The organism is Dehalococcoidia bacterium (assembly GCA_025060295.1).
Lineage (GTDB): Bacteria > Chloroflexota > Dehalococcoidia > Lucifugimonadales > HRBIN23 > HRBIN23.
On the sequence record JANXCH010000023.1, the window covers coordinates 1 to 14,564 of the forward strand.

The window sequence follows — 14,564 nt, forward strand, 5'->3', positions numbered from 1 at the left end:
TCGTGGGAGTGATGAAACTATCTCCTCTCCGCCTTTCCTCGAGCTTAGTCATTTTTAGGCTCTTTAACCCCCACTTGCGGTAGGGCAGACTCAACAGGTTTGTGAGATTTTAAATAAGCCGAAGCACCGAGCAGTTTGCTGATGAGGTTGCGGAGATTGGCCGTAGCGTTATTGAGCATAGTCACAGCCCTCTGGACTTTGTTATCCAGCTCATCCTGCAGTTGTTTCAGATGTCTTTCTATTTCGCTACAGTAGTTCTGTATTTGTTCTACATCAATGGAGTGCGCTGTTTGCTGATGCAAATGATAAAGGGTGAGAATGTAAAAAATGGCAGCACTGTAGGGCAAGAGTAAAACACGCTGCTGGTACGCTTCCCAGTGAGCACGACGGCAAACCGCATACACGGCATCGGGCACCGCTGCAATAGCCAAATTCACGGTAACGGAGGTGTCAATGTATTTGCTTACTTCCCGAGCACGATCCACTACGATCTCCTCAATTTGCATGAGAAGTTTTTCCCGGCTGGCCTTGTCGGTTTCCCGTTCGAGCCGTTCTAAATACTCGGCAGAAGTCCATTTAGAATCTATGGGAACGCGTTTACCATTGGCCAAAATTAAGGCGAACTCCACAGGTCTCCCATTCACACGGAAATTAGTTTCCACTACATCCGGAGGGAGCTGCTTGAAAACTTCTGCAAGGAGGTTCTCGCCGGCTTGGCCCCGGGCGCGCCCGCCCACCAGAACGGCTTCTATACGCCGCACGCTTTCGCTGAAATCCTGTTCCCAACGGATACGGGCTTCTAACTGCGTTTTGAGGGTAAGCAAGTGCTGGTGCGCTTCTTGGATATCTTTTTTCAAGACATCTTTGACCCCTGCTGTTGTTTCCACCATCTTGGTTTCCAGGGCCTGCAGACCTTTTGCGAGATCGAAGACAGTATTGCGTAAGCCCTCGTGGGCAGAGGCTAAAGCGTCTATCTTGGCCTTCAGGGCTTCAATATCCCGAGCCGCAGTGAGGATAGGGGCATCGGGGGAAGGTTCGGAGGTTGATTTCCTTCCCCGCATGAGCCACAAGAGAAGGACAATCACACCCACCAGGAGGATTACAGCCATCATCCCCGCTCCTTTTGGTGGAGAATGAGGCCTCGTCTACTGTCTACACCCCTGCGGGGTGCTTCTGCTCCCCGAACACCCGCCGCAACACATCGCACATCTCCCCGATGGTGCAGTAGGCCTCCACGCATTCCAGAATGGCCGGCACCGTGTTTTCGTCCGAGCGGGCCACCTCCTCCAGGCGGGCCAGGGTGCGTTGCACCCGGAGGTTGTCCCGCCGCCGACGCACCTCGTGCAGGCGCTCTATCTGCCGGCGCACCGCCTCCGGGGAGATGCGCAAAATGTCTTTGGGGGGTGGCTCCTCTATGGTAAAGCGGTTCACCCCCACGATGACTGCCCGCCCCTGTTCCACCGCCTCCTGGAAGCGATACGCCGATTCGTGAATCTCCCTCTGCTGGTAGCCCCGTTCCAGGGCAGCCAAAGCCCCGCCCAGTTCCTCTATCTTGTCCAGGTAGCGTTGGGCCTCTTGCTCCAGGCGGGTCGTCAGCCACTCCACATAATAGGATCCCCCCAGGGGGTCCACCACATCGGCTACGCCACTCTCGTAGGCCAGGATTTGCTGGGTGCGCAGGCTCAGACGCACCGCCTCCTCGGTGGGGAGGGCCAGGGCCTCATCGTAGGAGTTGACATGCAGGCTCTGGGTGCCCCCTAGCACGGCTGCCAAAGCCTGGATGGTGCAGCGGATGACATTGTTCAAAGGCTGTTGGGCCGTCAGGGTAACGCCTGCCGTTTGGGTATGGAAGCGCAGAAGCCAGGAGCGGGGGTCTTGGGCCTGGAAGCGCTCCCGCATAATACGTGCCCACATACGGCGCGCCGCCCGGAACTTGGCCACCTCCTCGAAAAGGTTGTTGTGGGCGGCGAAGAAAAAGGACAGGCGCGGGGCGAAGTCGTCAATCCGTAGGCCAGCGCCCAAGGCCGCTTGGACGTATTCTATGGCGTTGGCGAAGGTGAAGGCCAACTCCTGCACCGCCGTGGCCCCCGCCTCCCGCATGTGGTAGCCACTGATGCTGATGGTGTTCCATTTGGGCATGTGCTGGGCACAGTATTTGAACACATCCACCACCAACCGCATGGAGGGACGGGGAGGATAGATATAGGTGCCCCGGGCGATGTACTCCTTCAGGATGTCGTTCTGAATGGTGCCGCTGAGGGCCTCCTGGGGCACCCCCTGCTGTTTGGCCACGGCAATGTAAAACGCCAGCAGGATGGATGCTGTGGCGTTAATGGTCATGGAGGTGGTTACCTTGTCCAGGGGGATCCCCTCCAGCAGGATCTCCATGTCCCGCAGGGAGGAGATGGGGACCCCCACCTTGCCCACCTCCCCCAAAGCCATGGGGTGGTCGGAGTCGTAGCCCATCTGGGTGGGCAGGTCAAAGGCGATGGACAGCCCCGTCTGCCCCTGCTGAAGGAGGTAGTGGTAACGACGATTGGACTCCTCGGCCGTGGCGTAGCCGGCGTACTGGCGCATGGTCCAGTGCCTGCCCCGATACATGGTGGGGTGGATGCCCCGGGTATAGGGGTATTGGCCGGGCGGGCCCAGGTCGCGGGCCTCGTCAAATCCGATTTCCTGCAGATCAGCGGAGGTGTAGACCGTCTTGAGGGGGATGCCCGAGGGGTTCTCTACAGTCTCCGGAGGTTTGGAGTTGGGCGAAGCGGGGCGGTTGACGGGTGCCGACATGGAGGCCTCCTCTGGGTGTCGCCACCAGTGTAGGGGAGCGGGAAGGCGGTGTCAAAAGGGAGGCTCCTTCCGCCCTACGGCAAGGGAGGTGGGGCTCTTCTGTTCACACAGTCAGCCGTCCCCACAGAAAATGCTGGAGCACCCAGCACCCCCATCGCGCACAAAGAGGTTGCCCTCTGGGGGGAGCTGGGGCATCTCCAGCTGGACGGGAGCGCCTTTAGCCCTTGGCCTCACCCGCCTTCTTGAATCCCAGGGGCCTCAGCACCAGGTCCGAAGGGCAGCGGTCGGTGAAGGCTTCTTGCAGTTTCACGACCCCCATTACAGCCACCAACGCCAGCCCTACGGGTGTGCTGACCCATAAGGCGATGGCAGCGGATGCCAAGAGCACAATCCCTTGCGCTACAGCGCGCGCCTGATGCAGTGTCATGGCACCCCCCTGTGCGGTGCAGGTTGGCTCCACCGTCACTGAGCTCCCATGCGCAGACTACTGACCCAGCGGAGTTTCTGTCAAGGCTAAACCTTTCTGCTGGTGGGGCGAAAGGACGCAAACAGCAAGGATTCCACCCTTTCCAGACGGGTGTCTGTTCGCTCAGCGGCCCCCGTTATCCTACAATAGAGGTGAGAGTCATCGCTGAAAGCCCCACGCAGGCTACCCCCTCGACATAGAGAGGATCACGATAGGAGGCAAGGATAGGGGATGGCGCTTCTGGTGCAGAAATACGGAGGCAGTTCCCTGGCCGATGCCGAGAAGATACGCCACGTGGCCCGGCGCATCGGGGCCACCCGCGAGAAGGGCCACCAGGTCGTAGCGGTTTGCTCGGCCATGGGCGATACCACCGACGACCTCATCAAACTGGCCTATACGGTGAGCCCCCGTCCCGACCCCCGGGAGCTGGATTTGCTCCTGTCCACGGGGGAAATTGTCTCCTGCACCCTGGTGGCCATGGCTTTGACGGGCATGGGCTACCCCGCCGTAAGCCTGACAGGTTTCCAGGCGGGCATCCGCACCGAACGCCTGTATGGCAAGGCGCGCATCGCCCACATTGATCCCCAGCGCATTCAGCGAGAACTGCAGCAGGGCAAAATCGTCATCGTGGCGGGCTTCCAGGGCTTTACCGAGGATATGGACATTACCACGCTGGGGCGCGGGGGGTCTGATACCACGGCTGTGGCTTTGGCTGTGGCGCTGGGGGCGGAGCGATGTGAAATCTACACTGATGTGGAGGGCATCTATACCGCCGACCCCCGCATCGTTCCTGAAGCCCGCAAACTGAAGGAGATTGACTATGAGGAGATGCTGGAACTGGCGGTGTCGGGGGCGAAGATGCAGCCCCGTTCCATCGAGTTGGCTGCCCTCTACCGGGTGCCGGTGCTGGTGGCCGGCACCTTCTCGGAGGCGCCCGGCACCTTAATTCACGGAGAGGTAAGCATGGAACTGCGTGAGCGCGTGCGTGGTGTGGCTTATGATACCAATGTGGCCAAAATCACCGTGCTGGGGGTGCCCGATCGTCCAGGCATCGCCGCTGCCCTTTTTGAGCCTTTGGCTAAGGTGGGCATTAGCGTGGATGTCATCGTGCAAAACGCCTCCGTGGAGGGGCTGACCGACCTGAGTTTCACCGTCGCTCGCTCGGATCTGCCCAAGGCTTTGGAGGTGGTGCGCCCCGTCGCCCAGGCGATAGGCGCGCGGGGTGTGCACAGCGATGCCCATATGGCCAAAGTGAGCGTCGTGGGCACCGGGATGCAAAACGCCCCGGGCTATGCCTCCCGCATGTTCCGCGCCCTGGCCGATGCCAACATCAATATTGAAATGATCACGACCTCAGAAATTCGTATCACCTGCATTGTGCGGGAGGAGAGGGTGAAAGAGGCGGTGCGCGCCCTGCACAAGGCCTTCCGCCTGGACGAGGGGGGGAACACCTAGCTTGCCTGTCTATCCTGTTTGCTGGTGGACGCAGGCACCCGTGCGATGCGCACCCAGTCGGCAGTGGCCAGGGGCGAGGAGTCCCTGTGGTATGCCCTCCCGGCGGAGGACATCGCGGCCCGTTTCGGCACCCATCTCACTGATGGCCTGACCCGCACCGAGGCCGAGGAGCGCCTGCGCCAGTATGGGCCGAATACTTTAACCGTGGGACGGGGGGTAAGTGTCTGGGCGGTCCTGCTCCACCAATTCACCAGCCCCCTCATCTACCTGCTCCTGGCGGCCCTGGCCATTACCCTGCTCATTCAACATTGGACGGATGCGGCTGTCATCGGGGCGGTGCTGGTCATCAACACCACGGTGGGCTTTATCCAGGAGTATCGCGCCGAACGGGCCATGCAGGCCCTTTTGGCCCTGGTGGCCCCCATGGCCACGGTGGTGCGAGACGGCGTAGAGCACGAGGTGCCCAGCAGTGCTGTGGTGCCAGGCGACCTGGTCGTGGTGAGGGGGGGCGACATCGTCCCCGCCGACCTACGCCTGGTGCGCGCCACCCGCCTGGAAATAGACGAGTCCTTGCTCACGGGGGAGTCCACACCCGTCTCCAAGGGGACGGAGCCGTTGCCCGCCAGCCGTCCTATCCCTCTGGCCGAGCGACGCAATATGGCTTTTATGGGCACGGTGGTCACCGCGGGGCGCGGGGTGGGGGTGGTGGTGGCCACTGGCTCGGCCACCCAAGTGGGCCACATCGCCCAGAGCATTCAGCGCATCGGCCGCCAGGAGGTCCCCCTGCAACGTCGACTAGCGTCGTTGGGGCGGTTCATCACCTTTACCGTGATCGGTGCGGGCCTGGTGGTGCTGGTGTGGAGCCTCTTGGTCGGTTCATCGTTCCAAGAGGCCCTCCTGACCACTGTGGCCATGACCGTGGCCGTGGTGCCCGAGGGGTTGCCCGTGGCCGTGACCATCGCTTTGGCGGTGGGGGTGCGGCGGATGGCGCGCCGGCGCGCCATCGTGCGCCGATTGGCAGCGGTGGAGACCCTGGGCAGTTGCACCGTGGTGGTCTCCGACAAGACGGGCACCCTCACGGAGAACTCTATGACGGTGCAACGCATCTGGGCAGGGGGGGAGACCTTTGCCCTCACAGGCAGTGGGCGCAGTCTGCGCGGGGAGGTGCAGAAGGACGGCCAAAAGGTTTCCATCACCGAGGGTAGCCCCCTGTATTGGACGCTGGTGGCGGGCGTGATGACCAACGAGGCGTCTGTAACCCCTGCGGGGGATACCTATGAGGGGCGCGGGGATCCCACCGAGGTGGCCCTGCTGGTGGCCGGCGCGAAGGTCGGCCTGTGGCGGCGGGCATTGCTGGAGCGCTACCCCCTGGTAACGGAGATACCTTTTGATCCGCCCCGACAGTTTTCGGCGAGTATTCACCACGACGGCTCCACCGAACGGGTGTTCGTCAAAGGTGCCCCCGAACGCGTCCTGGCTATGTGCGATGCCTTGCTTACCCCCGATGGCCCGCGGTCGCTGGATGCGGCTGGCGTAGCGCAGGTGGCACGCCAGATGGCCAGCGAGGGCTTGCGGGTGTTGGGAATGGCAATGGGCATAGGGGAAAAGGCGGTGCACTCCACCCGCGCGGGGACGCCGCAGGGGCTTGTGTTCCTCGGTTTGCAGGGGATGTGGGATCCGCCCCGCCCCGAGGCGATAGAGGCTCTTCGCGCCGCCCGCCGTGCAGGCATTCGGGTGCTCATGGTAACGGGCGACCACGCCGGCACGGCGGCTGCCATTGCTCAACGCATGGGGTTGACGTCCTCGTCCCCTCGCGTAGTGACCGGGGCAGACCTGGAGGGGATGGCGGATTCCACGCTGGAGCAGGTGATGCGGGAGGTGGTGGTGTTCGCGCGGGTTACCCCCCAGCAGAAGTTGCGCATCGTAGAGGCCTTGCGCCGTCAGGGGGAGGTGGTGGCGGTAACAGGGGACGGAGTGAACGATGCCCCCGCGTTGAAGTCGGCGCATATCGGGGTCGCTATGGGGCGCAGCGGCACCGCGGTGGCGAAAGAGGCCAGCGATATCGTCTTGGTGGACGATAACTTCGCCACCATTTACGCCGCTATTGAAGAGGGGCGCACCTCCTTCGCCAACATCCGCAAGGTAACCTTTTTCCTCGTCTCCACGGGCGTAGGGGCGTTGATATCCATTTTTGCGGCTTTGGCGTTGGGCATGCCTATCCCCTACCTGCCGGCGCAACTCCTGTGGCTCAACCTGGTAACCAACGGCGTACAGGATGTGGCGTTGGCCTTTGAGCCTGGGGAAAGGTGGTTCGTGCACCAACCGCCGCGTCCGCCCAACGAGCCAATTCTCAACCGTCGCATACTGGAGCGTACGGTCTTGGTGGGGCTGGTGTTGGCAGCGGGCACACTGGGACTGTTCGCCTGGGAACTGGGGCGGGGGGCCGACCTGGATTACGCCCGCGTGACGGCCCTGACCACGATGGTGCTGTTCCAGAACTTCAATGTGGGCAACAGCCGGTCGGAGCGTTTGTCGGCCTTCGCCTTGAACCCGTTGCGTAACCCGTTCCTGTTCGTGGGCACCGTGGGGGCGGTGGCGTTGCACATCGGGGCGATGCATTTCGGCCCCACCCAGTTCGTGCTCGGTCTTCAGCCCCTGAGCCTGGAGTCGTGGTTGCGCATCCTTCCGGTCGCGGTGAGCGTGGTTCTGGTGGTGGAGGTTCATAAACTTTTGCGGCGGTAAGGGGAGGGTGAGGTGTTCTGGGAAGTGTGGTCTGTGCTAGGCTAGGAAAGGTATGGCGTCGTCGGATGTTGCGCCGTTGGGCCCAGGGCAACGGGCCCGGGTGCTGGGCCAGTTGGGGTTGGTGGTGGTGTTGTGGGCCAGCACCTTCCCGGTGAGCAAAGTGGCCCTGGCCGAGACCACCCCTCTCTTGCTGGCCGGGTTGCGCTATGCGGTCAGCGGGCTTTTCCTGGGGCTGTGGTGGCATCTGCGAGCTACCCCCCGTCGGGTGGGGAACAAGGTGCCGTGGGGGAGTGTGGTGGCGTTTACCCTGACGGGCGTGGTGGCCTTTAATGCTTTCTTTTACTTGGGGCTACGCCAGTCCACGGCGGTCAACGGCTCCCTTATTCAGCCCGTTGTTGCGGCGATAATGACGGCTCTGCTGGGGTGGATCATTCTGGGCGAGCGGATGGCTTCGTGGCGCTATGCCGCTTTCCCTTTGGCGACGGCGGGTGTGGTGTTAGTCATTGTGGGCGCCCCGGCCCGTATGCTAGATCTCTCCACCCTGGTGGGCAACCTTCTGTTTGTCTTGGCGGGTTCCTCTTTCGCCCTCTCCAACATCGTGGGGAGGCACCTGTTCCAGCGTGTGGCAACTCTGCCGGCGGTTGTGCTGGCCACTACCCTAGGGGCGGTGGTGCTCCTGCTCCTGGCGGGGGTGGAGGGGGGATGGGGCCGGCTAGACGAGGTGTCGTGGCGGGTGTGGGCGATTGTGCTCTACATGGGGGTGGGGGCGACAGGTCTGGGGTATCTGTGGTGGTATAGGGGGGTGGAAAGCATCGGGGCCACCCGCACGGGGGTGTTCATCTTTTTGGTGCCGGTGGTGGGGGCGCTGTTGTCTGTCCTCTTTCTGGGGGAAACGCTCCATCCTGTGCAGGTCGTGGGCGGGGTGCTCGCCCTGGTGGGGGTCGCCTTGGTTTTGCTGTAGGGGGTGGGGATGATTGAGAGTATCGCTGGGGTCATTCTGTGGACGGATAACATGGAGGACATGGTGCGTTTCTACCGGGATGCTCTGGGTTTGAAGGAGCACAGCCGCCACAAAGATTTCGTGGCCTTTGCGGTGTCCCCGGGGGTGCGGTTGAGCGTAGGTCGGCACAGCCAGGTGCAGGGGAAGGCCCGCGACCCCTTTCGGGTGATGGTGAACTTGCAGGTGGCGGACATCCACGCCGTCTATGAGGAACTGCGCCGGCGGGGGGTGGTCTTCCTGCGTCCGCCGGAGCGGGAGCATTGGGGTGGGTGGGTGGCCACTTTGCAAGACCCTGACGGCAACATTCTGCAACTTCTCCAACTGCGGGGATGATTTGGATGGAGCAGAAGGCCCTGCTGGCACTGGGGGTCTTGGCTCTGACGTATGTGGGCATCATGTTCACCCGCCTGCCCCATACCAATCTGGATCGCCCGGCAGCTGCCCTTGTGGGTGGGGTGCTCATGGTGCTGCTGGGGGTGTTAACCTTTGACGAGGCGGCCCAGGCCATTGATGTGCATACCATTGCTCTGCTGTTGGGGATGATGCTCCTAGTGGGGGTGTTGCAGAGGGCGGGGTTTTTCACTTTACTGGCGGGCTACACCCTTTCTTTGGGGAGCACCCCGTTGCGCCTTCTGGCGGTGGTCATTTTGGCGACGGGGGTGGGCAGCGCCTTTCTGGTGAACGATGTGGTGGTGCTGTTGTTCACGCCTGTGGTTGTCCAAGCCTGTCGGGCGTTGGGGGTCAACCCCGTGCCCTACCTTATCGCCGAGGCCATGGCGTCCAATATCGGCTCGACGGCGACCATTGTGGGCAATCCCCAGAATATGCTGATCGGGGTAGCGTCGGGCATCCCCTTCGGGCGGTTTTTTGTTCTCTTGGCGCCTGTGGCCGTGCTGTCGGGGGTGGTGCTATTTGTTGTGGTGTGGGCCTTTTACCGAAAGAGTTTGCGGTTGGGGGTGGGGAGCGATGGTGTGGCGGGGCGTGCCCTTGCGGTGGCGGCGGGGCACGCCTTTCCCGCAGAGGCGCATCGCCTTTTGTGGCGGTCGGTGCCGATCCTGTTGGCCACCATTGCCGGCTTCTTTTTGAGCACGACTTTGGGCATCGGGGTGCACACGGTGGCTTTGGTGGGAGGAACGGCGGCTGTGGTGGTCAGCGGGGTGCGCCCCTCCCAGGTCATCCAAAGCGTGGACTGGACTCTGTTGGTGTTTTTTGCGGGGCTGTTTGTGGTCATCGGCGGTGCGCAAAAGGCGGGCCTGTTGGAGGTGTTCTTGGAACGCCTGGCGTTGGAGCCTAACCTCACCGGCATCGTCTCGGTGCACCTCGTGAGCACGGTGGTGTCGCAAATTGTGAGCAATGTGCCCCTGACGATGCTGGCTATCCCTCTGTTGAAGCCTGTGGGGGGGGAAGTATTGTGGCTCTCGCTGGCGGCGGGGTCCACTTTGGGCGGCAATGCCACGCTCATCGGAGCGGTGGCCAACATCATCGTGGCGGAGGTGGCGGCACGGGACGGGGCCATTATGGGCTGGTGGGAGTTCACGAAGGTGGGGTTAGTGGTTACTGTTCTGACGGTCGGGCTGTCTATGGGCATCCTGGCTTTGGAATGGTATCTGGGTCTTGTGGGATGACGCAGCGGGGGATGGGCGATGGAGATTGTGCCCGGCGTGCACCTATTGCCCGGCAAGGTGGGGTGTAATGTGTATGTTCTGGTGGGGGAGGGTGGTCTGGTGCTGGTGGATAGTGGGTTGCCCTGGGGGGCGTCTCGCATCCTGAAAGGTTTGGATGGGTTGGGGTATTCCCCCCAGGCCGTGCGCGCCATCCTGTTGACCCACGGCCATCCCGACCACTATGGGGGGGCCTACACCCTGCAGCAGGAAACTGGGGCGCGGGTCTATATGCACCGGGCGGATACTATCCCCACCCGCAGGGGGGATGTGGTGCCACGTTTTTATCCCATCCCTGGTGCGCCCCGACCAGTGGTGGACGGCTTTGTGGAGGAGGGGCAGGTGCTCCCTGTGTTGGGGGGGTTGCGGGTGCTTCACACCCCCGGCCACACGCCGGGGAGCGTCTGCTTCCTGCTGGAAAGATATGCCCTGCTGTTCACAGGAGATACGCTGCTCACGGTAGGCAGGCGTTTGGCCCGCCCCCTTCCCATGCACGAGCCTGCGGTCTATATGCAGTCGCTGGAACGGTTGGCGCTCCTGGCGTTTGAGAGAGTGTGTCCTGGGCATGGGCGTCCTTTGCTGGAGCAGGCGGATGAGAGGCTACGGGGTTTGGTGGCAGCGGTGCGGAACAGGGGCAGACCGGGGTGGAGACGCTGGGTGAAGTGGGTGGGGATGCTGGCGGGGTTGGGCGAGGAGAAGCACCACCGGTAAAGCGGGTGGGTGTAACAAAAGGGCAAAACCCCTGAAATCCCTGCGAAACACCCCCGAGGGATGCTATTTGTGAAAAACATCCCAAGATGGGGGAGGGAGTTATGCACACCTTGCCCTGGTTGACCCACCTTGCCGAGCCGGCCTGGCAGGCAGCGGAGGTGAACCCGGGGGATACGGCTTGGCTGTTAGTGTCGGCGGCCCTGGTGCTGTTGATGACGCCGGGGTTGGCCTTCTTCTACGGGGGGTTGGTGGGACGCTCCAATGTGCTGTCCACGATTATGCACAGTTTTATCACCATCTGTTTGGTGAGTGTGATGTGGGTGCTGTGGGGGTATTCCCTGGCCTTTGGCCCGGACCGGGCTGGGCTGATTGGGGGCTTGGAGTGGGTGGGGTTGCGGGGCGTGGGGGGCGACCCCAACCCCGACTATGGGGCGACGGTGCCTCATCAAGCCTTTATGGTGTTCCAGTTGATGTTTGCCATCATCACGCCGGCCCTGATTACAGGGGCCTTTGCCGAGCGTCTCAAGTTCAAGGCGTTGCTGCTGTTCGTCCTGCTGTGGTCCACCCTGGTATATGTGCCCCTGGCCCACTGGGTCTGGGGCGTGGGGGGGTGGATGCGGAACCTGGGGGCATTGGACTTTGCCGGGGGCACGGTGGTGCACATCGCCTCAGGGGTGTCGGCGCTGGTGGCGGCCCTGGTGGTGGGAACGCGGTTGGGCTACGGCAAGGAGCCCAAGGAGCCCCATAATGTGCCCTTCGTGGTGTTGGGGGCGGCGCTTCTGTGGTTCGGCTGGTTCGGGTTCAATGCGGGCAGCGCCATCTCTGCGGGGGCACTGGCCACAAACGCCTTCGTGGTTACCAACACGGCGGCGGCGATGGGGGCGCTGTCCTGGATGACGATGAGTTGGTGGTTGGGGGGATCGCCCAGTGTGGTGGGGGCGGCGTCCGGGGCGGTGGCGGGGCTGGTGGCCATCACACCCGCCTCGGGCTTTGTGGGGCCTATGCCGGCCATAATTATTGGGCTGGTGGCGGGTGTCCTGTGCTATCTGGCGGCGCGGTGGCGGGCGGGTTGGAAGCGGGTGGATGATGCCCTGGATGTGTGGGCGGTGCACGGTGTGGGGGGCACATGGGGGGCCATCGCCACGGGGCTGTTCGCCAGCACCGCCATCAACCCGGCGGGTGCCGATGGTCTGTTCTTCGGCGGGGCGGGGCTGTTGTGGAAACAGGTGGTGGCGGTGCTGGCCACCTGGGCCTTCGCCGGGGGCATGACTTTCGTTATCCTGAAAGTGCTGGACCGGCTGGTGGGCTTGCGGGTGTCGCCTCAGGAGGAGGAGATGGGTTTGGACATCACCCAGCACGGCGAAGTGGCCTATAAACTGTAAGAGGGGAGCAGAGATGAAGAAAGTGGAAGCCATTATCCGCCCTGAGCGCTTGGACCGGGTGAAGGATGCGCTGGCGGCCGCGGGGTTCGTGGGGTTGAATGTGGTGAATGTGACGGGGCGGGGGACCCAGCGGGGGGTGGTGTATCAGGGGCGGGCCGGGGAGCGTTACGTGGTGGATATGCTCCCCAAGGTGAAGCTGGAACTGGTGGTGCCGGACTCCGCAGTGGAGCAGGTGGTCAACTTGATTATTCAGAACGCCCGCACGGGCAACATTGGGGATGGGAAGATCTTTATCATCCCCGTGGACGACGCTATCCGCGTGCGCACCGGGGAGCGGGGCGACCAGGCCCTGTAGCAGACCCCTTCGGCGAGCGCTCCCCCCGCCTGTGCAGGCGGGGGGAGGTGCTTTAGGAAGGGCGCTGGGGGGCGCAAGGGTTGTTACAGCCCTGTAGCACCCTGGTAACATTTGTGAAATATGGTGCGAGCATGCTGAGGGTGGTATCACACCTATCTCAAGGAGGCGCAGATGTCTGTGGAGACGGTTGTCGGCCTGGTGAGTTTTCTGGGCATGGTGGGGCTGTGGGTGGCCCTGCCCATTCGCCTGCGGCGTGCCCAGGGATAGGGCCCGTAACACGGCTGTAACTTTTCGGTAACACCCCTGAAACCTACAGGCGTTAGCCTGTGAAAAAGAGAACAAATAAGGAGAGGCTATGACGACCACAGTTGGTGCCGGCTCTCCCACGGGGCGGCGGCCCACAACCCCTGCCGAGGTGGTGCGCTTTGCGCGGGAGCGCGGGATCCAGATGGTGGATCTGAAGTTCTGCGACCTCCCCGGCACTATGCAACACCTCACTATCCCCGTGGAGGAACTGACGGAGAAACTGTTCACCGAGGGGACGGGGTTCGACGGCTCCAGCATTCGGGGCTTCCAAGCCATCCACGAGAGCGACATGCTCCTGGTGCCGGATCCCACCACCGCTGCTATAGACCCCTTTTTCACCATTCCCACTCTCTCCCTCATCTGCAATGTGGTGGACCCCCACGGGGGCGGATGGAACCGCCCCACCCCTTACTCCCGCGACCCCAGGTATGTGGCCCAGAAGGCCGAAGCCTACCTGAAGCGCAGCGGCCTGGCCGACACCAGTTACTGGGGGCCGGAACTGGAGTTCTTCATCTTTGACAGCGTCCGCTTCGACCAGAACGCCCACTCGGGCTTCTACGAGGTGCAGTCGGACGAGGGCATCTGGAACAGCGGGAAGGAGCGGGACCTGCGTGGCAACCTCAACCTGGCCTATCGCCCCCGCCACAAGGAGGGCTACTTCCCCGCTCCCCCCACCGATACTTTCCAAGACCTGCGTTCGGAGATCTCCTTGAAACTGGCGGGATTCGGCATCCAGGTGGAGAAGCACCACCACGAGGTGGCCACCGCCGGGCAGGGGGAGGTGGACTTCCGCTACGACACTCTGGTGCGCACTGCCGACAATGTGCTGGTCTACAAGTACATCGTCAAGAATGTGGCACGCGCCCACGGGAAGGTGGCTACCTTTATGCCTAAGCCGTTGTTCGGAGACAACGGCTCGGGTATGCACACCCACCAGTCCCTCTGGCGCAACGGGGTCAACCTGTTCGCTGGGGAGGGGTATGCGGGCCTCTCCCAACTGGCCCTGTGGTATATTGGGGGCTTGCTGAAGCACGCCCCGGCGCTGCTAGCCATCTGCGCCCCCACCACCAACTCCTATCGCCGTTTGGTGCCCGGGTTCGAGGCCCCTGTCAACTTGGTCTATTCCATGCGCAACCGCAGCGCTTGCGCCCGTATCCCCGTGTACTACGATAAGCCCGAGGCCAAGCGGGTGGAGTTCCGCTGTCCCGACCCCTCCTGCAACCCCTACCTGGCCTTCGCGGCGATGCTCATGGCGGGGCTGGACGGCATCCGCAATCGCATAGACCCGGGAGAGCCTGTGGATAAGGACATTTACGCCCTCCCGCCCGAGGAGGCGGCCAAGATTCGTCAGGTGCCCGGCAGCCTGGACGAGGCCATCAAGGCGCTGGAGGAGGACCACGAGTTCCTCCTGCAAGGTGGGGTGTTCACCGAGGACCTGCTGGAGACCTGGATTCGCTACAAGCGGGAGAGGGAGATAGACCCGGTGCGCCTGCGCCCCCACCCGTACGAGTTCTTCCTGTATCTGGACGCCTAGAGGCGTATGCGGGGTGCACGGTGCACGCCAGCCCGTGCCCCCCCTTCTTTTCTGACAGTCCCCTCTGCTCTTTTTCGGAGCAGGGACGCACAGGCGATGGGGGCCTGCCCCTTGACAGGGGCAGGCCAAAAGGATATAGTAAACTGATATTGTTCTGGTTTTCAC

At 62.6% G+C, this 14,564-nt stretch carries 12 protein-coding genes; 9 read left to right on the forward strand and 3 right to left on the reverse strand.

From position 1 onward, the window contains the following. Positions 1–44: 44 nt before the first annotated feature. From rmuC to NZ951_07700, 3 genes are all read right to left on the reverse strand, one after another. Positions 45–1,112, reverse strand: a complete 1,068-nt coding sequence (rmuC, locus tag NZ951_07690) for a DNA recombination protein RmuC (protein MCS7207794.1) — start codon at positions 1,110–1,112, stop codon at positions 45–47. 40 nt (positions 1,113–1,152) lie between these two features. Next, positions 1,153–2,787 carry a methylmalonyl-CoA mutase family protein gene (locus NZ951_07695; protein MCS7207795.1) on the reverse strand — a complete coding sequence of 545 codons (1,635 nt, stop codon included), beginning with the start codon at positions 2,785–2,787 and terminating at the stop codon, positions 1,153–1,155. A 217-nt stretch (positions 2,788–3,004) separates the two neighbouring features. Next, a complete protein-coding gene (locus tag NZ951_07700; GenBank protein ID MCS7207796.1) occupies positions 3,005–3,214 on the reverse strand; it encodes a DUF2892 domain-containing protein in 210 nt (69 codons plus the stop codon). A 270-nt stretch (positions 3,215–3,484) separates the two neighbouring features. Here NZ951_07700 and NZ951_07705 point away from each other — a divergent pair, with 270 nt between their 5' ends. The 9 genes from NZ951_07705 (at position 3,485) to glnA (ending at position 14,399) form a co-directional block, all read left to right on the forward strand. Next, entirely contained in the window at positions 3,485–4,708 is a 1,224-nt protein-coding gene (locus tag NZ951_07705) for an aspartate kinase (protein MCS7207797.1), read from the forward strand. A 45-nt stretch (positions 4,709–4,753) separates the two neighbouring features. After that, positions 4,754–7,450: an HAD-IC family P-type ATPase gene (locus tag NZ951_07710; protein ID MCS7207798.1), complete on the forward strand. Its 2,697-nt coding sequence runs from the start codon at positions 4,754–4,756 to the stop codon at positions 7,448–7,450. A 52-nt stretch (positions 7,451–7,502) separates the two neighbouring features. Beyond that, positions 7,503–8,411 carry a DMT family transporter gene (locus NZ951_07715; GenBank protein MCS7207799.1) on the forward strand — a complete coding sequence of 303 codons (909 nt, stop codon included), beginning with the start codon at positions 7,503–7,505 and terminating at the stop codon, positions 8,409–8,411. Positions 8,412–8,420: 9 nt separating this feature from the next. Further along, entirely contained in the window at positions 8,421–8,783 is a 363-nt protein-coding gene (locus NZ951_07720) for a VOC family protein (GenBank protein MCS7207800.1), read from the forward strand. Between the two features lie 5 nt (positions 8,784–8,788). Beyond that, on the forward strand, positions 8,789–10,075 hold the full coding sequence (locus NZ951_07725) for an SLC13 family permease (protein ID MCS7207801.1): 1,287 nt from the start codon (positions 8,789–8,791) through the stop codon (positions 10,073–10,075). An 18-nt stretch (positions 10,076–10,093) separates the two neighbouring features. Next, positions 10,094–10,822 (forward strand): MBL fold metallo-hydrolase, encoded by a 729-nt coding sequence (locus tag NZ951_07730; protein ID MCS7207802.1) that lies wholly within the window; start codon positions 10,094–10,096, stop codon positions 10,820–10,822. Between the two features lie 101 nt (positions 10,823–10,923). Next, a complete protein-coding gene (locus tag NZ951_07735; GenBank protein ID MCS7207803.1) occupies positions 10,924–12,204 on the forward strand; it encodes an ammonium transporter in 1,281 nt (426 codons plus the stop codon). Positions 12,205–12,217: 13 nt separating this feature from the next. Beyond that, entirely contained in the window at positions 12,218–12,559 is a 342-nt protein-coding gene (locus NZ951_07740) for a P-II family nitrogen regulator (GenBank protein MCS7207804.1), read from the forward strand. 355 nt (positions 12,560–12,914) lie between these two features. Continuing rightward, complete coding sequence (gene glnA, locus NZ951_07745) at positions 12,915–14,399, forward strand: type I glutamate--ammonia ligase (protein ID MCS7207805.1); 1,485 nt, start codon at positions 12,915–12,917, stop codon at positions 14,397–14,399. The last annotated feature ends 165 nt before the right edge of the window (positions 14,400–14,564 follow it).

What these genes read in the sequence shown, in the direction of transcription:
- NZ951_07740 (MCS7207804.1), top strand. Translation starts at nt 12,218, where the DNA reads ATGAAGAAAGTGGAAGCCATTATCCGCCCTGAGCGCTTGGACCGGGTG.
- NZ951_07705 (MCS7207797.1), top strand. Translation starts at nt 3,485, where the DNA reads ATGGCGCTTCTGGTGCAGAAATACGGAGGCAGTTCCCTGGCCGATGCC.
- NZ951_07700 (MCS7207796.1), bottom strand. Translation starts at nt 3,214, where the DNA reads ATGACACTGCATCAGGCGCGCGCTGTAGCGCAAGGGATTGTGCTCTTG.
- NZ951_07710 (MCS7207798.1), top strand. Translation starts at nt 4,754, where the DNA reads ATGCGCACCCAGTCGGCAGTGGCCAGGGGCGAGGAGTCCCTGTGGTAT.
- NZ951_07725 (MCS7207801.1), top strand. Translation starts at nt 8,789, where the DNA reads ATGGAGCAGAAGGCCCTGCTGGCACTGGGGGTCTTGGCTCTGACGTAT.
- NZ951_07735 (MCS7207803.1), top strand. Translation starts at nt 10,924, where the DNA reads ATGCACACCTTGCCCTGGTTGACCCACCTTGCCGAGCCGGCCTGGCAG.
- NZ951_07715 (MCS7207799.1), top strand. Translation starts at nt 7,503, where the DNA reads ATGGCGTCGTCGGATGTTGCGCCGTTGGGCCCAGGGCAACGGGCCCGG.
- NZ951_07695 (MCS7207795.1), bottom strand. Translation starts at nt 2,787, where the DNA reads ATGTCGGCACCCGTCAACCGCCCCGCTTCGCCCAACTCCAAACCTCCG.
- NZ951_07720 (MCS7207800.1), top strand. Translation starts at nt 8,421, where the DNA reads ATGATTGAGAGTATCGCTGGGGTCATTCTGTGGACGGATAACATGGAG.
- glnA (MCS7207805.1), top strand. Translation starts at nt 12,915, where the DNA reads ATGACGACCACAGTTGGTGCCGGCTCTCCCACGGGGCGGCGGCCCACA.
- NZ951_07730 (MCS7207802.1), top strand. Translation starts at nt 10,094, where the DNA reads ATGGAGATTGTGCCCGGCGTGCACCTATTGCCCGGCAAGGTGGGGTGT.
- rmuC (MCS7207794.1), bottom strand. Translation starts at nt 1,112, where the DNA reads ATGATGGCTGTAATCCTCCTGGTGGGTGTGATTGTCCTTCTCTTGTGG.